19 protein-coding genes are annotated in these 21,006 nt (G+C 69.6%); 6 read left to right on the forward strand and 13 right to left on the reverse strand.

Annotation, left to right across the window (positions count from 1 at the left end):
- The 6 genes from U4Y91_RS28705 to U4Y91_RS28730 all read left to right on the forward strand — a co-directional run bounded on the left by U4Y91_RS28705 (position 1) and on the right by U4Y91_RS28730 (position 6,005).
- On the forward strand, positions 1 to 1,035 hold the full coding sequence (locus U4Y91_RS28705; protein WP_321807996.1) for a glycosyltransferase family 1 protein: 1,035 nt from the start codon (positions 1 to 3) through the stop codon (positions 1,033 to 1,035).
- Positions 1,032 to 1,568, forward strand: coding sequence for a diacylglycerol kinase (locus U4Y91_RS28710; RefSeq protein WP_321807907.1), 537 nt, complete (start codon positions 1,032 to 1,034; stop codon positions 1,566 to 1,568). Before U4Y91_RS28705 ends, U4Y91_RS28710 begins: the two co-directional genes overlap by 4 nt.
- 190 nt (positions 1,569 to 1,758) lie before the next feature.
- Positions 1,759 to 2,514: a TetR/AcrR family transcriptional regulator gene (locus U4Y91_RS28715; RefSeq protein ID WP_044844681.1), complete on the forward strand. Its 756-nt coding sequence runs from the start codon at positions 1,759 to 1,761 to the stop codon at positions 2,512 to 2,514.
- A complete protein-coding gene (locus U4Y91_RS28720; RefSeq protein WP_321807908.1) occupies positions 2,511 to 3,092 on the forward strand; it encodes a TIGR00730 family Rossman fold protein in 582 nt (193 codons plus the stop codon). Before U4Y91_RS28715 ends, U4Y91_RS28720 begins: the two co-directional genes overlap by 4 nt.
- A 22-nt stretch (positions 3,093 to 3,114) precedes the next feature.
- Positions 3,115 to 3,876, forward strand: a complete 762-nt coding sequence (locus U4Y91_RS28725) for an SDR family oxidoreductase (RefSeq protein ID WP_321807909.1) — start codon at positions 3,115 to 3,117, stop codon at positions 3,874 to 3,876.
- 227 nt (positions 3,877 to 4,103) lie between these two features.
- Positions 4,104 to 6,005, forward strand: a complete 1,902-nt coding sequence (locus tag U4Y91_RS28730; protein ID WP_321807910.1) for a glycosyl transferase — start codon at positions 4,104 to 4,106, stop codon at positions 6,003 to 6,005.
- Between the two features lie 102 nt (positions 6,006 to 6,107).
- Here the strand turns inward: U4Y91_RS28730 and U4Y91_RS28735 are convergent, their stop codons facing one another.
- From U4Y91_RS28735 to kdpF, 13 genes are all read right to left on the reverse strand, one after another.
- Positions 6,108 to 6,725 carry a DUF924 family protein gene (locus tag U4Y91_RS28735; RefSeq protein ID WP_321807911.1) on the reverse strand — a complete coding sequence of 206 codons (618 nt, stop codon included), beginning with the start codon at positions 6,723 to 6,725 and terminating at the stop codon, positions 6,108 to 6,110.
- On the reverse strand, positions 6,722 to 7,453 hold the full coding sequence (locus U4Y91_RS28740; RefSeq protein ID WP_321807912.1) for an alanyl-tRNA editing protein: 732 nt from the start codon (positions 7,451 to 7,453) through the stop codon (positions 6,722 to 6,724). The genes U4Y91_RS28735 and U4Y91_RS28740 overlap by 4 nt, the downstream gene beginning before the upstream one ends.
- Before the next feature lie 104 nt (positions 7,454 to 7,557).
- Positions 7,558 to 7,968 (reverse strand): group II truncated hemoglobin, encoded by a 411-nt coding sequence (locus tag U4Y91_RS28745; protein ID WP_044844686.1) that lies wholly within the window; start codon positions 7,966 to 7,968, stop codon positions 7,558 to 7,560.
- A gap of 41 nt (positions 7,969 to 8,009) precedes the next feature.
- Complete coding sequence (locus U4Y91_RS28750) at positions 8,010 to 10,514, reverse strand: ABC transporter permease (protein ID WP_321807997.1); 2,505 nt, start codon at positions 10,512 to 10,514, stop codon at positions 8,010 to 8,012.
- A 107-nt stretch (positions 10,515 to 10,621) separates the two neighbouring features.
- On the reverse strand, positions 10,622 to 11,239 hold the full coding sequence (locus U4Y91_RS28755; protein WP_321807913.1) for a DUF4126 domain-containing protein: 618 nt from the start codon (positions 11,237 to 11,239) through the stop codon (positions 10,622 to 10,624).
- A 222-nt stretch (positions 11,240 to 11,461) separates the two neighbouring features.
- On the reverse strand, positions 11,462 to 11,782 hold the full coding sequence (gene sugE / locus U4Y91_RS28760; protein WP_124612514.1) for a quaternary ammonium compound efflux SMR transporter SugE: 321 nt from the start codon (positions 11,780 to 11,782) through the stop codon (positions 11,462 to 11,464).
- A 168-nt stretch (positions 11,783 to 11,950) separates the two neighbouring features.
- Complete coding sequence (locus tag U4Y91_RS28765; protein ID WP_321807914.1) at positions 11,951 to 12,235, reverse strand: DUF333 domain-containing protein; 285 nt, start codon at positions 12,233 to 12,235, stop codon at positions 11,951 to 11,953.
- A gap of 157 nt (positions 12,236 to 12,392) precedes the next feature.
- Positions 12,393 to 13,091: a two-component system response regulator KdpE gene (gene kdpE, locus U4Y91_RS28770; RefSeq protein ID WP_040127870.1), complete on the reverse strand. Its 699-nt coding sequence runs from the start codon at positions 13,089 to 13,091 to the stop codon at positions 12,393 to 12,395.
- Complete coding sequence (locus tag U4Y91_RS28775) at positions 13,084 to 15,927, reverse strand: sensor histidine kinase KdpD (RefSeq protein WP_321807915.1); 2,844 nt, start codon at positions 15,925 to 15,927, stop codon at positions 13,084 to 13,086. The genes kdpE and U4Y91_RS28775 overlap by 8 nt, the downstream gene beginning before the upstream one ends.
- Positions 15,928 to 16,089: 162 nt before the next feature.
- Entirely contained in the window at positions 16,090 to 16,671 is a 582-nt protein-coding gene (gene kdpC, locus U4Y91_RS28780; RefSeq protein ID WP_321807916.1) for a potassium-transporting ATPase subunit KdpC, read from the reverse strand.
- 24 nt (positions 16,672 to 16,695) lie between these two features.
- On the reverse strand, positions 16,696 to 18,807 hold the full coding sequence (gene kdpB / locus U4Y91_RS28785; protein ID WP_321807917.1) for a potassium-transporting ATPase subunit KdpB: 2,112 nt from the start codon (positions 18,805 to 18,807) through the stop codon (positions 16,696 to 16,698).
- Between the two features lie 54 nt (positions 18,808 to 18,861).
- Entirely contained in the window at positions 18,862 to 20,667 is a 1,806-nt protein-coding gene (gene kdpA, locus U4Y91_RS28790; RefSeq protein ID WP_321807918.1) for a potassium-transporting ATPase subunit KdpA, read from the reverse strand.
- Positions 20,664 to 20,756, reverse strand: a complete 93-nt coding sequence (gene kdpF / locus U4Y91_RS28795) for a K(+)-transporting ATPase subunit F (RefSeq protein WP_006752209.1) — start codon at positions 20,754 to 20,756, stop codon at positions 20,664 to 20,666. Before kdpF ends, kdpA begins: the two co-directional genes overlap by 4 nt.
- Between the last annotated feature and the right edge of the window lie 250 nt (positions 20,757 to 21,006).

A 21,006-nucleotide genomic window follows, 5' to 3' on the forward strand; every position in this document is an offset into this window, starting at 1 on the left:
ATGAAGATCATGATCGTCACCGACGCGTGGGAACCGCAGGTCAACGGCGTCGTGCGCACGCTGAAGAGCACCACCCGCGAACTCACCGCGCTCGGCCACCGGGTCGAAATGCTGACGCCGCTGGAATTCCGCACGGTGCCCTGCCCGACCTACCCTGAGATCCGCCTGTCGATCCTGCCGTACCGCAAGCTGCGCGCGCGGATCGATGCGTTCGCACCCGACGCGCTGCACATCGCGACCGAAGGCCCGCTTGGCCTCGCCGCGCGACGCTATGCGCGCGCGCGCAAGCTGCCGTACACGACCGCGTATCACACGCGCTTTCCGGAATACGTGCAGGCGCGCTTCGGGATTCCGCTGTCGGCGACCTACAAGTTCCTGCACTGGTTCCACGGGCCGTCGCTCGCGGTGATGGCGCCGACCCCGGTCGTGAAACAGGACCTCGAGAAGTTCGGCTTCACGAACGTCGTGCTGTGGACACGCGGCGTCGATCTCGACATCTTCCGGCCGATGGAGTCGAAGGTGCTCAACACCGCGCGGCCGATCTTCCTGTACGTGGGCCGCGTCGCGATCGAGAAGAACGTCGAGGCGTTCCTGCGCCTCGACCTGCCCGGCTCGAAGTGGGTCGCGGGCGAAGGTCCGGCGCTCGCCGAGCTGAAGTCGCGCTACCCGGAAGCGAACTATCTTGGCGTACTGTCGCAAGCCGAGCTCGCCAAGGTGTATGCTGCGGCCGACGTGTTCGTGTTCCCGAGTCGCACCGACACGTTCGGCCTCGTGCTGCTGGAGGCGCTCGCGTGCGGCACGCCGGTCGCCGCCTACCCCGTCACGGGCCCGATCGACGTGCTCGGCGGGGGCGATGCCGGCGCGATGCACGAAGACCTGCAGGAAGCCTGCCTCGAGGCGCTGAAGATCGAACGCGAGACGGCCCGCGCGTGGGCCGAGCGCTTCTCGTGGCGCGCGGCGTCCGAGCAGTTCGCGTCGCATCTGAAGCCGCTGCCGAAGGCTGCGTACTCGCCCGCCGAAGGTGCCGCCGTTTGAAACGAGACCTGAACGACAAGACCCCGCCCCCTGCCGCAACGGCGCAACTGCATCGTCCGTTCGACGAAGAAGAGCCGCACGCCGACGCGGACGTGCACCCGCACGAACCGCTCGGCCCCGACGATCGCCTGGCGCCGCTGCCGCCGAACCCGTACAAGCGCCACCGCGGCATCACGCGTGCGTGGTACGCGCTCAAGCATTCGCTGAACGGGTTTCGCGTCGCGATCCGCGAGGAAAGCGCGTTTCGCCAGGAACTCACGCTCGCCGCGCTGATGCTGCCGATCGGTGCGTTCTCACCGGTCCCCGCCGCATCGCGCGCGCTGCTGATCGCGTCGGTGCTGCTCGTGCTGATCGTCGAGCTGCTGAACTCGAGCGTCGAGGCCGCGATCGACCGCATCTCGCTCGAGCGCCACGAATTGTCGAAGCGCGCGAAGGATCTCGGCAGCGCGGCGGTCACGGTCGCGCTGTTCGCGTGCGTGACGACGTGGGGCTTCGTGCTCGGGCCAGTGATCGCACGCTGGCTCGGCTTCTAGCCCCCCGCGACGACGCCTGCGTGCGGCGGCGCACCATGCGCGGAACGCATACCGATCACGAAATGCGCCCGATGCAAGGAAACCGCGGTTTATAATCGTCCGCCAGACTTAGAACAGCAACCCGCGCCGGACGAATCCCGCAGCATCGATTGCAGCGCCCGCCAGTCCGGCACACACAGGGCCGGACGACATGGAAGCGAAACCTCCCCGCCGCACCCGCGAACGGATTCTCGAGTTGTCGTTGAAACTCTTCAACGAGATCGGCGAGCCGAACGTCACGACCACGACGATCGCCGAGGAAATGGAAATCAGTCCAGGCAACCTGTACTACCATTTCCGCAACAAGGACGACATCATCAACAGCATCTTCGCGCAGTTCGAGCAGCAGATCGAACGGCGGCTGCGCTTCCCCGAAGATCACCGTCCGACGATCGACGAAACCTGGTCGTACCTGCAGTACATGGCCGATTTCATGTGGACCTACCGGTTCCTGTATCGCGACCTCAACGACCTGCTCGCGCGCAACCGCACGCTCGAGACGCACTTCAAGCAGATCATCAGCCACAAGGTGCGCTTCGCGCACGAGATGTGCGAACTGCTCGTGTCCGACGCCGAAATGGTCGCGACGCCCGCCGAGATCGAAGTCATCGCCACCAACATGGCGGTGATCTCGACGTACTGGCTGTCGTATCAGTACGTGATGCACCCGCGCAAGTACAACGACCAGGACGCGATCCGCGAAGAGCTGCACCAGGTGAGCATGCACGTGATCTCGATCATGGCCCCGTACCTGCGCGGCCGTTCGCGCCAGCTGTTCGACGATCTCGTCTCCGGCAAGCTGCCCAAGCGCCAGTTCACCGACTACCTGCCGCCGCGCGACGGTTCGCCGCGCCCCGCGGGCAGCCCGGTCGCCGCCAAGCCCGCCGCGAAGGATACGAAACAATGAAGGCAGTCTGTGTTTACTGCGGCTCGTCGTCCGGCGTGCGGCCCGTCTATGCGGACGCCGCGCGCGCATTCGGCCGCGCGCTCGTCGATGCGGGCCTCACGCTCGTCTACGGCGGCGGCCGCGTCGGGTTGATGGGCGTGATCGCCGATGAAGTGATGGCGGCCGGCGGCCGTGCGGTCGGCGTGATCCCCGAGTTGCTCGTCGACAAGGAAGTCGGCCATACCGGGCTGTCCGAGCTGCACGTCGTACCCGACATGCACCACCGCAAGAAGATGATGGCCGACCTGTCCGACGCGTTCGTCGCGATGCCCGGCGGCGCCGGCACGCTCGAGGAATTCTTCGAGGTCTATACGTGGGCGCAGCTCGGCTATCACCGCAAGCCCGTCGCGCTGTACAACATCGATTCGTTCTACGATCCGTTGATCGCGCTGCTGCGCCATACGGTCGACGAGGGCTTCATGCGCCCGGCCTACTTCGACGCGCTGTGCATCGACGCCGAACCGGTCGCACTGATCGAACAGCTGCGCCGCTACCAGCCGCTCGCCCCGGACAAGTGGGCATCCGACGCGGCCAAGTAACGTTCATCAGGAGCCGCACGCGATGCCCGCACCGTCCGAGCGCAAGGCCGTCCTCATCACCGGCGCGAGCCGCGGCATCGGCCGCGCGACCGCCGTGCTCGCGGCCGAGCGCGGCTGGGACGTCGGCATCAACTACGCACGCGACGCGGCGGCAGCCGAACTGACCGCGCAAGCCGTTCGCGACGCCGGCGCACGCGCGTGCGTCGTCGCCGGCGACGTCGCGAACGAAGCGGACGTCATCGCGATGTTCGATGCGGTCGCGACCGCGTTCGGCCGCCTCGACGCGCTCGTCAACAATGCGGGAATCGTCGCGCCGTCGCTGCCGCTCGCCGACATGCCGGTCGAACGGCTGCGGCGGATGTTCGACACCAACGTGCTCGGCGCCTACCTGTGCGCGCGCGAAGCCGCACGCCGGCTGTCCACCGATCGCGGCGGGCGCGGCGGCGCGATCGTCAACGTGTCGTCGATCGCGTCCCGGCTCGGCTCGCCGAACGAGTACGTCGACTACGCGGGCTCGAAGGGCGCGGTCGATTCGCTGACGATCGGCCTCGCGAAGGAACTCGGCCCGCACGGCGTCCGCGTCAACGCGGTGCGCCCCGGCCTGATCGAGACGGAAATCCATGCGAGCGGCGGCCAGCCGGGCCGCGCAGCACGCCTCGGCGCGCAGACGCCGCTCGGCCGCGCGGGCGAAGCGCAGGAGATCGCGGAAGCGATCGTCTGGCTGCTCGGCGACGCGGCGTCTTACACGACGGGTGCCCTGCTCGACGTCGGCGGCGGTCGGTAATCCCGCCCCAAAAGGCGGAAAACGGCCAACTGAGGCCGTCCGTGGTCACGACACCACAAATCTCCACAATATCGTGACTGTTTCAGTAAACATCCGTAACAGTTCCGTGCTCTACTAGCGCCAAGCCAAAAACGGCCGGTCATCCGGCTGTCATTTCGCCTCGATGCGACCCTTATTGGTCCCGGCCCATGTCGCCGGACCGGCTTGACCCGACCGAGATCTTTTCCATGCCAGGAACCGCAGCGCCCGGCCGGCGACGCACGTCCGTGCCCGCTTCGGCCACACACGCCCGCTCAGCCGCCGATCCCAACCTCAGCGCGACACTCGATGCCGCCGGCACGCCTGCCGTGGCCGCGGCCGGCGCCACCGCGACGAGCGCCACCCGCGATCGCGTCCTCCGGCTCGGCTGGCGCGTCTGGCTGCTGGTTGCCGCGCTGGTGTGCGCGTATACGCTGCCGGGCGTGCTCGGCCACGATCCGTGGAAGCAGGACGAAACCTATACGTTCGGCATCATCCAGCACATGCTCGAGACGGGCGACTTCGTCGTGCCGACCAGCGCCGGCCTGCCGTTCATGGAAAAGCCGCCGCTCTACGCATGGGTCGCGACGAGCCTCGCGTGGCTGCTGCAGCGGGTGATGCCGCTGCACGACGCGGCACGGCTCGCGAGCGCGCTGTTCGCGGCGCTCGCGTTCGGCTTCATCGCTCGCGCGGCCCGCAGTGCCGGCCGGGCCGACAGCTGGCTCGACCTGCGCGTGATCGGCCCCGTCGTGCTGAGCGCGGGTACGCTCGTCGTCATCAAGCACGTGCACGACATGATGACGGACGTCGCGCTGTTCGCCGGCACCGCAATGGGCTTCTGCGGCCTGCTCGAGCTCGTGATGCGGCACGTCGCGCAGGCGCGGCAGATGCGGCACGGGCTGCCGGTGCGGCCGTCCGGCCGCTGGGCCGCGCCGCTCTTCGGCGCGGGTGTCGGCATCGCGCTGATGGCGAAGGGGCTGTTCGTGCCGCTCGTGTTCGCGGCCACGCTCACGGGCGCGCTGGTGCTCTACCCCGCCTGCCGTACGCGCGCGTTCGCACGCTCGCTCGGCGTCGCCGCGCTGGCGTTCGCACCGTTCGCGCTCATCTGGCCGACCGCGCTGTTCCTGCGTTCCGAGACGCTGTTCATGACGTGGTTCTGGGACAACAACGTCGGCCGCTTCTTCGGTTTCTCGGTGCCGGAACTCGGCGCGGAAAACGACAAGCCGTTCTTCATCCTGCGTGCGTTCCTGCTGCTCGGCTTCCCGGTCGCTCCGCTCGCGATCGTCGCGCTGGCGCGCGGCGTATGGCGCGACTGGCGCACGCCGCGCATCGCGCTGCCCGTGCTGTTCGCCGGGATCGGCCTCGCGGTGCTGCAAGTGTCCGCGACCTCGCGCCAGCTCTACATCCTGCCGTTCTTCGCGCCGCTCGCGCTGGTCGCCGTGCAGGCAATCGAACGCCTGCCGCGCGGGCTGCATCTCGCGTGGGACTACCTGAGCCGCCTGCTGTTCGGCACCGTCGTCGCGCTCGCGTGGATGATCTGGGCGATCATGGCCGATCCCGGTGCATCGCGTGCGAACCTCGCGGTGCTCGGCCGCTGGCTGCCGCTCGACTGGACCATGCCGATCGTGCCCGGGCTCGTGATCGGCGCGCTCGTGCTGACGCTCGGCTGGCTGTGGCTGCTGCCGAAGCTGCGCACGACCGGCCTGTGGCGCGGCGCGCTGTCGTGGGGCGCAGGCGCGCTGGTCGCGTGGGGTCTCGTGTATACGCTGCTGCTGCCGTGGCTCGACGTCGCGAAGAGCTACCGGTCGGTGTTCGACGACCTGAACGCGCATCTCGCGCTCGAGTGGAGCGACGGCGACTGCATGGCGAGCCTGCACGGGCTCGGCGAATCGGAAGCGCCGATGCTGTACTACTTCTCCGGTATCCAGCACACGCCGATCGACGACGCGAAAACGACGCGCTGCACGTGGATGATCGTCCAGGGCGTGCGGGCCGTCGATCCGGCACCGGGCAGCGAATGGAAACTGTTCTGGACCGGCGCCCGCCCCGGCGACGACGAGGAACTGCTGCGCGTCTACGTGCGCACGCCCGAAGCGCACGAAACGAAGTAATGCAAGGCGGCGCCGCGAAACGGCGCCGTCGTCATTTCCGGAAGACCAGCGCAAGCGGCGCGCGAGCGCGGCTTCATGCCCGCCATCCCACCACCCCGCCCGTCAAAACGACGAACCGCGCTCGCGCAGGAATGCCGCCTCCGCTTCGGTCGATGTACGGCCGAGAATCGCGTTCCGGTGCGGGAAACGGCCGAAACGCTCGACCACGGCCGCATGACGCAACGCGAAGTCGTGATAGCTCGCACACCCGGCCTCGCCGCGAATGCCCGCGCACAGGCGCACGGCCTCGCGCTGGCTCGCGTCCGACTCGTCATGTTCGAACGGCAGGTACGCAAACGCGCGGTGATGGCCGCTCGGCAACTGCGCGTCCCACCCGGCCGCGACGACGCGCCGCGCGAGCGCCAGCGCCTTCGGATCGGCGGCGAACGCGCGCGGCGTGCCGCGATGAACGTTGCGCGAGAACTGGTCGAGGACCACGATCAGCGCGAGCGCGCCGAGCGGCGTGTCGGCCCAGCGATCGCAGGCGCCGTCGCACGCGGCGTCGAGCAACGCGCCGTAGCGCGTACGCAGCACGTCGTCGAACGCCGCGCCGCCGTTGAACCACACCTTGCGCGCGTGGCCGAACGCCGCCGAATCCGGTTCGCCGAACCAGAAATCGAGAATCTCGCGCGCTTGCGGATCGAGCGCCGCGGCGCTGTCCGTCAGGTTGTCGATCGTCATGCAAACTCCAGCACGAGGCGCCGTGTCCGCGCACTCTTCTTTTCAAGTCTGGCGACCCGCAGGTCGCCGATTTCCGACGTATTGCGCACATGCGTGCCGCCGCACGGCTGCAGATCGACACCTTCGATGCGCAGCAGCCGCACGCGGCCCAGCCCCAGCGGCGGCTTCACGCTCATCGTGCGCACGAGTTCGGGGCGCTCGGCCATCTCCGCGTCGGTGATCCATTCGGTCGTGACCGCATGCGCGCCGTGGACCAATTCTGCGAGACGGCGCTCGACGTCGACGCGGTCGATCGTGTCCGACGTCGCGAAATCGAGCCGCACGTAGTCGGCCGTCACGCTGCAGCCGTCGACCGGGTAAGGCAGCACCGCGCACATCAGGTGCGCGGCCGTATGCAGCCGCATGTGCCGGTAGCGGCGCAGCCAGTCGATGTCCGCAACCACGCGCGCGCCGGGTGCGAGCGCCGCGACGCGCGCCTCCTGGCCCGCCTCGGGCACGTGCACGGCGTCGTCGGGCGTTGCGCCTTCGAACTTCGCCTTGCGCGTGTCGACGATCGCGATCGTGCTGCCGTCGGGCAGCGTCAGCGTGCCGCTGTCTCCGGCCTGCCCGCCGCCGAGCGGATAGAACACGGTGCGGTCGAGCCGGATGCCGTCTTCGCCGACGGCCGCGACGACGGCCTCGCATTGCGTCAGATAGGCATCGTCGCGAAACAGGGCCTGGGTCATCATCGGGCGAGCCTCGTATCGATGGGGAAACGACCAGTGTCGCGCCGCACCGGACCGGCCGCCCAGACGCAGTTCGCCGGGCGTCCGGACAGCGGCGTACCGGTCGATCAACCGGGCCGGTTGCGCATCCAGTCGGCCGTATCGTAGAACGAATGCATGAGCCGTTCGCGCAGCGGCTCGGGCAACCCGACGTCCTCCATCGCCCACGCCATGCAGCGCAGCCACTGATCACGCTCGACCGACGCGATCGGGAACGGCAGGTGCCGGGCGCGCAGCCGCGGATGGCCGAACCGGCTGATGTAGTGATCGGGGCCGCCGAGCCAGCCGCACAGGAACCAGAACAGCTTGTCGCGCGAGCCGTCGAGCGACGCCGGATGCAGCGCGCGAATCTCCGCGAACTCGGGCTCGAGGTCCATCAGGTCGTAAAAGCGGTCCACCATCTCGCGCACGCGGGCTTCGCCGCCCACGAGCTCGAACGCCGTCGGCTGCGACGGCGCTTCATCATTCACATCGGTCATCGGATAATCGGAAACGGGATAGTCGGGGCCGCCGGCGACGCTCAGGCGTCGCGCAGCGACTGCAGCGCCGGGCGCCGCAACACATTATGCAGGCTCAGCCAGCCGGCCGCACCGGCGCACGCGACGCCGGCCGCGATGCCGGCCGGCACGAGCCACGGATCGACGGCGAGCCGGAACTCGAACACGCGCGACGCGAGCACCCAGCCGACCGCGATCGCCCCCGCCGCAGCCAGCGCGCCGGCCAGCGCGCCGACGACGATGAATTCCGCGCGCTGCACCGCATTGACCTGCGCGCGCGACGCGCCGAGCGCGCGCAGCAGCGCGGCCTCGCGCACGCGCTCGTCGCGCGAGCCGGCCAGCGCCGTGTACAGCACCAGCACGCCCGCCGCGAGCGTGAACGCAAACAGGAACTGCACCGCGCCGACCACCTGCAGCATCATCCGTTGCAGCTGCGCGAGGATCGGCGCGATGTCGATCGCGGTCAGGTTCGGGTAGCGCGCGATCAGCGGATCGAGCAGCGCCGCCTGCTCGGCCGGCAGGTGGAAGCTCGTCAGGTAGACGGCCGGGAAATCCTTCAGCACCGGCGGCGGCATCAGCACGAAGAAGTTGACGCGGAACGTGCCCCAGTCGAGCTTGCGCACGCTGGTGATCGGCGCATCGACCGTCAGCCCCGTCACGTCGAAGCGCAGCGTGTCGCCCGGCTTCACGTTCAGCGTCTGCGCCAGCCCGGCCTCGATCGAGATCTGCGGGCTGGCCGAATTGCCGAACCAGTCGCCTGCGACGATCCGGTTGTCGGACGGCAGCTCGGTCGTATACGACAGGTTGAACTCGCGGTCGACGAGCCGGCGCGCCTCGTCGGACGGATACGCTTCCGGGTTCACCGGCTTGCCGTTGATCGCGACGAGCCGGCCGCGCACCGTCGGCGCGGGCACCGCATCGCGCACGCCGTGCGCGGCGAGCCACGCCGCGACGTCGTCGCGCTGGTCGGGCTGGATGTCGATCAGGAACTGGTTCGGTGCATCGGGCGGCATCGACTGCCGCCAGCCGGCGACGAGATCGTTGCGCGTGATCGCGATCAGCAGCAGGCACATCAGGCCCAGCGCGAGCGCGGTGATCTGCAGCGCGCTCGCCGTGCCGCGCCGGTGCAGCGACGCGAGCGCATAGCGCCAGCCGATGCCCGCCGCCACGCGCGCATTGCGCACCGCGCGCGCCGCCGCGTACAGCACGAGCCGCGCGATCAGCGAGAAACCGACCAAGGCGCCGGCGAACCCGCCCGTGACGATCAGCCCGAGCTTCAGGTTGCCGGCCGCGACGATCAGCAGCCCCGCGAACAGCACGACACCGAGCGCATACGCGGCCCACGCGGTGCGCGACGCGTCGCCCCAGTCGCGCCGCAACACGCGCACCGGCGGCACGCGCGTGAGCGGCGCGAGCGGCGGCAACGCGAAGCCGAGCAGCAGCACGAGCGCGGTGCCGATACCGACGAGCGCGGGCCAAAGCGTCGGCGGCGGCAGCACGACGTCGATCAGGCCGCCGAGCGCCGCCAGGAGCGCCCAGTGGCCGCCGTAGCCGAGCACCGCGCCGGCAACGCCCGAGACGATGCCGAGGCCGGCGAATTCGAGCGCGAACAGCGCGCCGAGCGTGCGCCGGCTCACGCCGAGGCAGCGCATCGTCGCGCAGCCGTCCAGGTGGCGCCGCATGTAGCGCTGCGCGGCCATCGCGATCGCGACCGCCGCGAGCAATGCGGTCAGGAGCGCGACGAGCGTCAGGAAATGGCGCGCGCGATCGAGCGTCTGGCGCACCTGCGGCTGGCCTTCCTGCAGCGATTCGAGACCGACGCCGCGCAGCTTGCCGCCGTCGACGCGCCCGTGTGCATAAGCTTCGAAGCGCGCGACGGCCGGTGTGTCGCCGGCGACCAGCAGCCGGTACGTGACGCGGCTGCCGTAGCCGGTGAGCCCCGTCGCGGCAAGCTCGTCCGCGCGCATCATCAGCCGCGGCGAGAAATTGACGAACGAGAAGCCGCGATCGAGTTCGCGGGAGATCGACGCGGCGACCGTGAACGTGCGCAACCCGACACGCACGGTATCCCCCGCCTTCAGATGCAATGCATCGAGCAGCGCGGGATCGGCCCACACGGTGCCGGGCGCGGGAATCGCGGTCACCTTGTGCGCGGCGGCGGCGCCGGCCGGCACGATCTCGACCGCGCCGCGCAGCGGATAGCCGGGCGACACGGCCTTCACGGCCGCGAGGCGCGCGGGCGCCGCGTCGCTCGCCTGCCCGCCGGCGGCCGACGCGATCATGCTCGGGAAGATCGCGGTCGTCGCGGTGCGCAGGCCGAGTGCGCGCGCCTCGCGATCGAACGACGGATCGACGGGATGGTCGGCACGCACGACGAAATCGGCGCCGAGCATCTGGCGCGCGTCGCGCTCGAGCCCCTGGCGCAACCGGTCGGCGAGGAAACCGACGCTCGTCAGCGCGGCGACCGCGAGCACCAGCGCGAGCACCAGTAGCGTCAGTTCGCCGGCACGCCAGTCGCGTGCGGTCATCCGTGCGGCCTGGCGGATCAGGTCGTGCCAGCCGAAGCGGCCGGCATGGCCGGGCCGCCCGGCCGGCGAAGGGTCAGGACGCTGCCGCTCGGCGGATGACGGCGCCTTCAATCGCGCTTGCCCCCGAACGAGTTGAGCCGCGACACCATGTGGTTCGCCATTCCGCGGAAGCCGCCCGACACGCCGCGCCACAGACGCGGCAGCGCCCAGGCCGACGCCGCGATGAACGCCGCGAGCAGCACGAGGAACGCGAGCGGAACGAAGAACGCGAGTGCGAGGCCGCCGAACACGAGGCCGTCTTCGGTGGACGATGCGACCCAGTTCGAGATCGGCTCGGGAGACAGGTTGATCAGCGCGCGCGTGCCGGCCTTCGCGACGTGCGCGGCACCGGCGAGCGAGCCGCCGGCCAGCCCGGCGACCGCGAGCACGGTCGGGTCGGCATGGCCGAGCGCACCGGCGGCCAGCACCGCGCCGGCCGGAATGCGGATGAAGGTGTGGACCGCGTCCCACAGCGAATCGAACGCGGGAATCTTGTCGGCAAGGAATTCGGTGACGGCGAGCACGGCGGCGGCGCCGATGACCCACGGCGACGTCAGGACCGCCAGCGTGTCGGGCAGATGGAGCCAGCCGACCCGCGCGAGCACGCCGGCGATCAGCACCGTCAGGTAAAGGCGCAGCCCGCTCGCCCATGCGAGCCCCGCGCCGAGCGAAATGGCTTCGATCATGGCCCTCTCCTTGCACTTTCCGTGCGCTTTGCCGATTGATCGGATCGAGTCGGTATGACCGGCCGCGCGGCGCGTGGCAACCGGTGCCGCCTGCCGGGAACGGCGCAGCGGCATTCAGGCCCGAATGCGTTCCATTATAGACAGGCTGGCAGGCGGGCCGCCGCAATTCCGCGGTGCGTCACGGCCGGGCGCGGACGCCGGCCGGCGCCCGGCGCGGCGGCGTCAGGCAGCCGACGACAGCTTCAGGCCGATCAGCCCGAGCACGATCAGCGACGCGCTCGCGACGCGGGCGGCGGTGAGCGCCTCGCCCATCATCACGATCCCGAACACGAACGCGCCGACCGCGCCGATGCCCGTCCATACCGCATACGCGGTGCCGAGCGGCAACTGGCGCATCGCGACCGCGAGCAGCCCGAAGCTGGCGAGCGCCGCCACGATCGTCAACACCGACGGTCCCAGCTTCGTGAAACCCTCGGACGATTTCATGCCGGCCGCCCAGGCCACTTCCAGCAAACCGGCGATCAACAACCATACCCACGCCATCTCGACGTACTCCGGATCGGATGGGGCCGTCCCCGTTGAAGCGAATGGCCCGGGGTCGTCCCCGGGCGGCGCCGAGTATAACAAGACGCTTACGGGCATGCCGGATGCGCCGGCCGGCGGCGAACGGGGGATCGCGCCGACGCATCGCCCGCGCGCCGCCGCCCGGTCTCAGTTCGACACGCGTTTGGCGCCGCCGCCGCCGACGCAGCGGTCGTCGCGGTACAGCGCCCATTCGTCGCACACCCGGCCGTCCTTGAACACGCACATGCCGACCTGCCCGCTCGGCAGGTTGCGGATCACATGGCGGCCGCCGAGCTTCTCGCAGTTGACCGACGCGGGATTGGCGAGCGCCTGTTGCGGCGCCGAAGGCTGCTGCCCGGGCGGCAGCGGCTGGGCAAACGCGCCGGGCGCAGCGAGCGCCAGCGCACAGATGACGACCAGACGGACGGACATTGCACGCTCCTCGATTTCGTTCGCGGAACGGTCAGCATAGCGGGGAATCCGTGGCCGGTGTGCGCGGCCGGCGCATGCGGCGGCAATGTCGCGCCGATGCAACTTCACCGGCGTGCGGCCTTGCATTCCGGCCGCTTCGCGCGGCACGCCGCGGACGTCACGCAGCGCCGACGAGCCGATAGCCGACGCCCGTTTCGGTGACGATATGCTCGGGCTGCGCGGGATCGCGCTCGAGTTTCTGGCGCAGGTGCGCCATGTAGATGCGCAGATAGTGGTGGCTCTCGACGTGCGACGGCCCCCACACGTCGCGCAGCAGCTGGCGATGCGTGAGCACGCGCCCCGCGTGCCGCACGAGCGTCGCGAGCAGCCGGTACTCGAGCGGCGTCAGGTGCACGATCTCGCCGTCGCGCCACACCTGGCGCAGCGCGAGATCGACGCTCACCGTGCCGAAGCTCACCTTCGGCGACTCGTTCGCGCCGCCCTGGTTGCGCCGGCGCAGCTGCGCGCGGATCCGCGCGCGCAGCTCGGACACGCCGAACGGCTTGGTCAGGTAGTCGTCGGCGCCGGCATCGAGCGCGGCGACCTTCTCCTCTTCCTGGGTGCGCGCGGACAGCACGATCACCGGCACCTCGGACCAGCCGCGCAGCTCGCGGATCACGTCGAGGCCGTCGGTGTCGGGCAGGCCGAGATCGACGATCACGAGATCGGGCTTGCGGGTCGCCGCGTCGATCAATCCCTGCTTGCCCGTCTCCGCCTCGAACACGGCGATGTCCTCCTCTTCGAGCGCGGCACGCACGAAGCGGCGGATCTGTTTTTCGTCCTCGATCAGGACGACGGTCAGGCTCGGTTCACTCATGGTCTGGCAATGGCTCTGAGGGAGACGACGCGCCGGGCACGTCGATTTCATCGTCGGGTACGGCAGGCACGGCCGGCGGCGTGTCGACCGGCAGCGTGAACCAGAAGCGCGCGCCCGTCACGCGGCCGTCGGGCGCGGTACGGTTGAGCGCGCCGATTCTACCGCCATGCGCCTCGACGATCGCGCGGCAGATCGCGAGGCCGAGCCCGATGCCCGGCGTCGCCGATTCCTTCTCGCCGCGCGTGAACTTGTCGAAGATCCGCGTTTCCATGCCGGCCGGCAGGCCCGGGCCGTGATCGTCGACGTGCACGCGCACGAATGGCTGGCCGTCGTCGGTCACGCGTTCGGCGCCGATGTCGATCGGTGCGTCGGCCGGCGTGTATTTCGCCGCATTCTCGAACAGGTTGGTGAACAGCCGCTCCATCAGCACCGCGTCCATCTGCAGGAGCGGCAGGTCGGCCGGCAGCGACACGCGAGCCGGATGCCGCGCGAGCACGCGCTTGCACGCGGCGAGCGCGGCGCCGACGGTTTCCTCGAGCAGCGACCACTGGCGCTTGAGCTGCAGGCTGCCGGCCTGCAGCCGCGCCATGTCGAGCAGGTTGGTGACGATGCCCGTCATCCGCAGTGCCTCGTCGTGGATCGCGTCGACCAGCTCGCCCTCGCGCTGCGCGAAGCGTTCGGCCGCCGCGGCGTCGCCGTCCTGCGCGGCCGCGCGACCGTTCGCGAGCATCGACGAAAAGCCGACGATCGTCGTGAGCGGCGTGCGCAGGTCGTGCGAGATCGCCGACAGCAGCGAGTTGCGCAACCGCTCGGACTCCATGTTGACGAGCGCGTCGCGCGCGATCTCGACGTAGTGCACGCGCTCGAGCGCAAGCGCGATCTGCGCGGCGAACGCGTCGAGCATCCGCTGCTGCTCGGGCACCTCGAGCTCGCGCGGCTCGCGCGACGCGACCGCGAGCACGCCGCGCGTGCGCATCGGCGCCTTCAGCGGCAGGTACAGCGCGGCGGCGGCGGGCAGCGTATCGGTGCCGCGGCCGGCCGGCTTCTGCTGGTCGTACACCCACTGGCCGACGTCGCTGTCGAGATCCGCGCCCGTCAGCGTGACGGCCGCGTCGGGCTCCTCGATCTTCTGCCGCACCTGGTCCGCGCTGTCGGGCAGCAGGAACGCGACGCGCGCGCGGAACACCTCGCCCACGTGGCGGCTGCCGATCTCGACGATCTGCTCGGTCGTCAGCGCCGCGCCGAGTTCGCGCGCCATCGCGTAGATCGCGCCGGTGCGGCGCTCGCGGCGCTGCGCGATGCTCGCCTGGCGCGTCAGCGTCGACGTCAGGTGACTGATCACGAGCGACGTCAGCAGCATCCCGAAGAAGGTCAGCAGGTACTGCGTGTCGCTGACCGAGAACGACATGCGCGGCGGCACGAAGAAGAAATCGAACGCGGCGACCGACAGGAACGACTGCAGCACGCCCGGGCCGCGCCCGAGCCGCACGGCCGAGAACACGACGCCGAGCAGGTACAGCATCACGAGGTTCGTGAGGTCGAGCCGCTCGGACACGACGTTCGCGACGCCCGTGATCGCCGCGCAGATCGCCGCGGCGTACAGGTAGTGACGCGGCGGCGAGCGCCGCAACCCGAATTGCGCGAACGCATCGCGCCAGTCGCGTGCGCGCGCGTCGAGCGGCGCCGCGCGCACTTCGTCGCTCGCCGACGCGCGGATCAGCATCAGGTCGACGTCGCCCGCGCGTTCGGCGAGCTTTTCGCCGAACGGCCGCGCGAAGCGGCGCGCGAGCCCGACCTTCGGCGAGCCGCCGGCGACGAGCTTCGACACGTTGCGCACCTTCGCATAGCCGATCAGCGCGGCGACCGCGTCGTCGCCCGCGAGCGTGGCCGTCTCCGCGCCGAGCTCGGCCGCGAGTTTCAACGCGTCGAGCGTGCGCTGCCGCCGCGCGTCGGGCAGCCGCTGCAGCCGCGGCGTCTCGACGTACACGGCGATCCAGTCGGCCTTCAGGCTCGCGGCGAGCCGCGCGGCCGCGCGCACGTGCGTCGGGGCCTCGGGGCCCGGCCCGACGCACACGAGCAGCCGCTCGCGCGCCTGCCAGATGCGCTGGATCGAACGGTCGGCCCGATACTCGCGCATCTGCGCGTCGACGCGGTCGGCCGTGCGCCGCAGCGCGAGTTCGCGCAGCGCGATCAGGTTGCCCTTGCGGAAGAAGTTGCGCACCGCGCGCTCGGCCTGCTGCGCGAGATAGACCTTGCCGTCGCGCATCCGCTCGAGCAGCTCCTCGGCCGGCAGGTCGACCAGCGTGACTTCGTCGGCCGCATCGAACACGCGGTCGGGCACGGTCTCCCACACGCGGATGCCGGTAATCGCGCCGACCACGTCGTTCAGGCTTTCGAGGTGCTGGACGTTGACGGTGGTGTACACGTCGATGCCCGCGTCGAGCAGTTCGTAGACGTCCTGCCAGCGCTTCAGGTGGCGCGCGCCCTGCACGTTCGAATGCGCGAGCTCGTCGACGAGGATCAGCTGCGGTGCGCGCGCGAGCGCGCCGTCGAGGTCGAATTCGGCGAGCGTGCGGCCGCGATACTCGATGCGCGCGAGCGGCAGCACGTCGAGGCCGTCGAGCAGTGCGGCGGTTTCGCCACGGCCGTGGGTCTCGACGATGCCGACGACGACGTCGACGCCGTCCTGCAGGCGCTGGCGCGCGGCCTGCAGCATCGCATAGGTCTTGCCGACGCCGGCGGACGCGCCGAAGAAGATCTTGAGCTGGCCGCGCCGCTGCTTTTCTTCGTCTCGCTGCAGCTTGTCGAGGAGTTGGTCGGGATCGGGGCGGTTCATGCGTCAGGAAGGCGAAACGCGGAATTGCGAACGAGTACTGTCATTGTGGTTCCAAATCGCCGCAAAAGGCAAAGACGGCGCACGCGCCGTCGGACAAGCGCGTGCGGCGCGGATCAGGCCGCGCCGCACGCCGGTTGCCGCGCCGGGAGCCCGGCCGCGCGTTCAGTGCGCGGCCTGCGCCGCGTCGAGCGCGAGGTTCAGCTTCAGCACGTTCACGCGCGGCTCGCCGAGCACGCCGAACTGGCGGCCCGTCGTGTTCGCGGCGACGAGCTGCGCGACCGCGTCAGCCGTCAGGTTGCGCGCCTTCGCGACGCGCTCGACCTGGTACGCGGCGGCAGCCGGCGTGATCTCCGGATCGAGGCCGCTCGCCGACGCCGTCACGAGGTCGACCGGCACGGGCTTCGACATGTCGGTGCCAGCGTCGCGCAGCGCGGCGATGCGCGCCTTCACCTGGTCGGCGAGCGACGGGTTCAGCGGGCCGAGGTTCGAGCCGCCGGAGCCGGTCGCGTTGTACGGCATCGGCGACGTGGCCGACAGCCGGCCCCAGAAGTACTTCGGCGCATCGAACGGCTGGCCGATCAGCGCGGAACCGACCACGCGGCCGTCCTGCTCGATCAGGCTGCCGTTCGCCTGCGACGGAAACACGGCCTGGCCGAACACGGTCATCACGGCCGGGTAGGCGAGCCCCGTCACGGCGGTCAGTACGACAAAGATCACGACGAGCGGGCGAATCAACGTTTTCATGATGGTTCCTTCAAATGCGGCGCATCAGGCCCAGCCGAGCGCGGCGAGCGTCATGTCGATCAGCTTGATGAACGGGAACGGCAGCAGCATGCCGCCGAGGCCGTACACCAGCAGGTTGCGGCGCAGCAGCGACGCGGCGCCGAGCGGCCGGTAGGTGACGCCCTTCAGCGCGAGCGGGATCAGCGCGACGATGATCAGCGCGTTGAAGATCACCGCGGACAGGATCGCGGAGGCCGGCGACGTCAAATGCATGATGTCGAGCACGCGCAGCTGCGGGTACGTCGTCACGAACGCGGCCGGGATGATCGCGAAGTACTTCGCGATGTCGTTCGCGATCGAGAAGGTCGTCAGCGAGCCGCGCGTCATCAGCATCTGCTTGCCGATCTCGACGATCTCGATCAGCTTCGTCGGGTTCGAGTCGAGGTCGACCATGTTGCCGGCTTCCTTCGCCGCCTGCGTGCCCGTATTCATCGCCACCGCCACGTCGGCCTGCGCGAGCGCCGGCGCGTCGTTGGTGCCGTCGCCCGTCATCGCGACGAGCCGCCCCGCCGCCTGGTGCTCGCGGATCGTCGCGAGCTTGGTTTCCGGCGTCGCTTCCGCGAGGAAATCGTCGACGCCCGCTTCCGCCGCGATCGCCGCGGCCGTCAGCCGGTTGTCGCCCGTCACCATCACGGTCTTGATGCCCATCTTGCGCAGTTCCGCGAAGCGCTCCTTGATGCCGCCCTTCACGATGTCCTTCAGCTCGATCACGCCGAGCACGCGCGCCACGCCGTCGTGCAGGTCGGCCACGACGAGCGGCGTGCTGCCGCGGCGCGCGACGTCGTCGACCGCGCGGCGCACTTCATCCGGGAAGCGGCTGCCGTGCGTCTCGACGTAGCGGCGGATCGCATCGGCCGCGCCCTTGCGGATCTCGCGGCCGGGCGCCCCGGAGGAAGTCCCCTCGGGGGACAGGTCGACGCCGCTCATCCGCGTCTGCGCGGAGAAGCCGAGGAAGGTCGCATGCAGCTGCGCCATGTCGCGCTGACGGATGTTGAAGCGTTCCTTCGCGAGCACGACGATGCTGCGGCCTTCCGGCGTCTCGTCGGCGAGCGACGACAGCTGCGCGGCATCGGCCAGCGCCTCCTCGCTCACGCCCGGCGCGGGCACGAACATCGACGCCTGGCGGTTGCCGAGCGTGATCGTGCCGGTCTTGTCGAGCAGCAGCACGTCGACGTCGCCGGCCGCTTCCACCGCGCGGCCCGATGTCGCGATCACGTTCGCCTGCATCATCCGGCTCATCCCGGCCACGCCGATCGCCGACAGCAGCCCGCCGATCGTCGTCGGGATCAGGCACACCAGCAGCGCGACGAGCGCGGTGATCGTCACCACGTGGCCGGCCTTCATCGCGTCGACCGAGAACATCGAGAACGGCAGCAGCGTCGCGGTCGCGAGCAGCATCACGATCGTCAGCGCGACGAGCAGGATCGTCAGCGCGACCTCGTTCGGCGTCTTCTTGCGCTTCGCGCCTTCGACCATCGCGATCATCCGGTCGAGGAACGCCTCGCCGGGGTTCGCGGTGACCTTCACGACGATCCAGTCGGACAGCACGCGCGTGCCGCCGGTCACCGACGAGAAGTCGCCGCCCGATTCGCGGATCACCGGCGCGGATTCGCCGGTGATCGCCGATTCGTCGACCGACGCGACGCCGTCGACGACTTCGCCGTCGGCCGGAATCACGTCGCCGGCCTCGACCAGCACGACGTCGCCCTTACGCAGGTCCGACGCGGTCGTGATGCGGATCGGCGACTTCGGATGCGGCTCGTTGAGCTTCTTCGCCATCACGTCCTTCTTCGCGCTGCGCAGCGACGCGGCCTGCGCCTTCGAGCGCCCTTCGGCGAGCGCTTCGGCGAAGTTCGCGAACAGCACCGTGAACCACAGCCACAGCGCGATCGCGAGGATGAAGCCCGCCGGCGCCTCGGCCTGGCCGGCGAGCGCCGCGATCCACAGGATCGTGGTCAGGATGCTGCCGACGTACACGCAGAACATCACCGGATTGCGGAACTGCGTGCGCGGCGTGAGTTTCTTGAACGAATCCACGATCGCCGGACGCAGCAGCGCCGGATCGAACATGGACCGTGTTGCGGAATGTTGAGTCATTGCGATCTCTTCAATCTCTCGAGTCTTTTCAACGTGTCGCGAGGCGGGCGCGCATCACGCGCCCAGCCACATCATCAGATGCTCGACGCCCGGGCCGAGCGCGAGCGCCGGCACGTAGGTCAGCGCGCCCACCAGCATCACGGTGCCGAGCAGCAGCACGACGAACAGCGGGCCGTGGGTCGGCAGCGTGCCGCTCGTCACCGCGATGCGCTTCTTCGCGGCGAGCGAGCCGGCGATCGCCAGCACCGGCACGATCGTGCCGAAGCGGCCGAACCACATCGCGATCGCGGTCATCCAGTTGTAGAACGGCGTGCCGACCGTCAGGCCCGCGAACGCGCTGCCGTTGTTGTTCGCAGCCGAGCTGAACGCGTACAGGATTTCCGAGAAGCCGTGCGGGCCCGGGTTCGCGATGCCGGCCTTCCCTGCATCGGCCAACACCGCGATCGACGTACCGACCAATACGAGCAGCGGCGTGAGCAGTACGACGATCGACACCATCTTCATTTCGTACGATTCGATCTTCTTGCCGACGTATTCCGGCGTTCGGCCGATCATCAGGCCCGCGACGAACACCGCGAGCAGCGCGAATACGAGCATCCCGTAGAGACCGGACCCGACACCGCCGTAGATCACTTCGCCGAGCTGCATCAGCAGCATCGGCACGAGACCGCCGAGCGGCGTCAGCGAATCGTGCATCGTGTCGACCGCGCCGCACGACGCGGCCGTCGTCGCGACCGTGAAGATGCCGGTCTGCGCGATACCGAAGCGCGTTTCCTTGCCTTCCATGTTGCCGCCCGGCTGCAGCACGCTCGTCGACTGGTCGACGTGGAGCGCGGCGAGCGACGGGTTGCCGGCCTGCTCGGCGCTCACCTCGACGCCGATCGCGACCGCGAACGCGACCGTCATCGCCGCGAGCACCGCGATGCCCTGCCGGCGGTCGCCGATCATGCGGCCGAACACGAGTGCCAGCGCGGCCGGGATGATCAGGATCGCGAAGATCTCGATGAAGTTCGCGAACGGCGTCGGGTTCTCGTACGGATGTGCGGAGTTCGCGTTGAAGAAGCCGCCGCCGTTGGTGCCGAGCATCTTGATCGACTCCTGCGACGCGACCGGGCCCATCGCGAGCGTCTGCTTCGTGAGCGGCGTCGGCACGGTGACCGGGTTGCCCTTGTCGTCCTTCACCGGGGTGCCCTGCGCGTCGAGCTTCGGCGCAGCATAAGTGCTCGCCTGCAACACCGGCACGTCCTGGTACGCCTTCATGTTCTGGATCACGCCCTGGCTCATCAACAGCGCGGCGACGAGCGCCGCCATCGGCACGAGCACGTACAGCGTCACGCGCGTGAGGTCGACCCAGAAGTTGCCGATCGTCTGCGCGGTGTGGCGCGCGAAACCGCGGATCAGCGCGATCACGACGACGATGCCGGTCGCCGCCGACAGGAAGTTCTGCACTGTCAGGCCGAGCATCTGCGTCAGGTAGCTGACGGTCTGCTCGGGCGAGTAGTCCTGCCAGTTCGTATTCGCGACGAAGCTGACGGCCGTGTTGAATGCGCCGTCGGGCGTCATCGCGCCGAACTGCTGCGGGTTGCCGGGCAGGAAGCCCTGCAGGCGCAGCAGGCCGTACAGGAACAGCACGCCGAGCGCGTTGAACGCGATCGTCGCGACCGCATACTGCTTCCAGTTCATCTCGGTGCCGGCGTCGACGCCGGCCAGGCGGTACAGCACGCGCTCGAGCGGCCCGAACACGCGCACGACGCGCGAGCTGCCGTCCATCACGCCCGTCAGGTAGCGCGAAACCGGCACGGCCGCCGCGAGCAGCACGACGATGAACAGCAGCGTCTGCAACAGGTTGTTCGCGTTCATTCGATGTCCTCCGCGCGCAGCAGCGCAAAGACGAGATACGCGAACAGCAGGGCCGTCGAGGCACCCGCCAGCCAAAGCATCCAGGTCATGCGCGCCCCCCGCGGCCGTATTGCGCGAGCTTCTCGCAACCGGCAAGCAAACCGAGGATCAGCGCTGTGAACAGCACCAGTGCGCCGATGAAAACCCCATCCATTTTGTGTTCTCCGTCGTCGAAATCGGACGACTAGAACCTTATGGGAACGCGCGTAAAGGACGGGTCAAAGGTCATCGGGCCGGTGTAAAAAACGCGTAAACGCGTGCGGCGGGGGACGGCGCGGGACGGCGGGCGGAACGGCGGGC

The organism is Burkholderia sp. BCC1993 (assembly GCF_905339865.1).
Taxonomy (GTDB): domain Bacteria; phylum Pseudomonadota; class Gammaproteobacteria; order Burkholderiales; family Burkholderiaceae; genus Burkholderia.

Bases quoted from the DNA above. Each gene is read 5' to 3' on its own strand.
- U4Y91_RS28705 (WP_321807996.1), top strand. From the start codon at position 1: ATGAAGATCATGATCGTCACCGACGCGTGGGAACCGCAGGTCAACGGC.
- U4Y91_RS28715 (WP_044844681.1), top strand. From the start codon at position 1,759: ATGGAAGCGAAACCTCCCCGCCGCACCCGCGAACGGATTCTCGAGTTG.
- U4Y91_RS28720 (WP_321807908.1), top strand. From the start codon at position 2,511: ATGAAGGCAGTCTGTGTTTACTGCGGCTCGTCGTCCGGCGTGCGGCCC.
- U4Y91_RS28725 (WP_321807909.1), top strand. From the start codon at position 3,115: ATGCCCGCACCGTCCGAGCGCAAGGCCGTCCTCATCACCGGCGCGAGC.
- U4Y91_RS28730 (WP_321807910.1), top strand. From the start codon at position 4,104: ATGCCAGGAACCGCAGCGCCCGGCCGGCGACGCACGTCCGTGCCCGCT.
- U4Y91_RS28735 (WP_321807911.1), bottom strand. From the start codon at position 6,725: ATGACGATCGACAACCTGACGGACAGCGCCGCGGCGCTCGATCCGCAA.
- U4Y91_RS28740 (WP_321807912.1), bottom strand. From the start codon at position 7,453: ATGATGACCCAGGCCCTGTTTCGCGACGATGCCTATCTGACGCAATGC.
- U4Y91_RS28745 (WP_044844686.1), bottom strand. From the start codon at position 7,968: ATGACCGATGTGAATGATGAAGCGCCGTCGCAGCCGACGGCGTTCGAG.
- U4Y91_RS28750 (WP_321807997.1), bottom strand. From the start codon at position 10,514: ATGACCGCACGCGACTGGCGTGCCGGCGAACTGACGCTACTGGTGCTC.
- U4Y91_RS28755 (WP_321807913.1), bottom strand. From the start codon at position 11,239: ATGATCGAAGCCATTTCGCTCGGCGCGGGGCTCGCATGGGCGAGCGGG.
- sugE (WP_124612514.1), bottom strand. From the start codon at position 11,782: ATGGCGTGGGTATGGTTGTTGATCGCCGGTTTGCTGGAAGTGGCCTGG.
- U4Y91_RS28765 (WP_321807914.1), bottom strand. From the start codon at position 12,235: ATGTCCGTCCGTCTGGTCGTCATCTGTGCGCTGGCGCTCGCTGCGCCC.
- kdpE (WP_040127870.1), bottom strand. From the start codon at position 13,091: ATGAGTGAACCGAGCCTGACCGTCGTCCTGATCGAGGACGAAAAACAG.
- U4Y91_RS28775 (WP_321807915.1), bottom strand. From the start codon at position 15,927: ATGAACCGCCCCGATCCCGACCAACTCCTCGACAAGCTGCAGCGAGAC.
- kdpC (WP_321807916.1), bottom strand. From the start codon at position 16,671: ATGAAAACGTTGATTCGCCCGCTCGTCGTGATCTTTGTCGTACTGACC.
- kdpB (WP_321807917.1), bottom strand. From the start codon at position 18,807: ATGACTCAACATTCCGCAACACGGTCCATGTTCGATCCGGCGCTGCTG.
- kdpA (WP_321807918.1), bottom strand. From the start codon at position 20,667: ATGAACGCGAACAACCTGTTGCAGACGCTGCTGTTCATCGTCGTGCTG.
- kdpF (WP_006752209.1), bottom strand. From the start codon at position 20,756: ATGACCTGGATGCTTTGGCTGGCGGGTGCCTCGACGGCCCTGCTGTTC.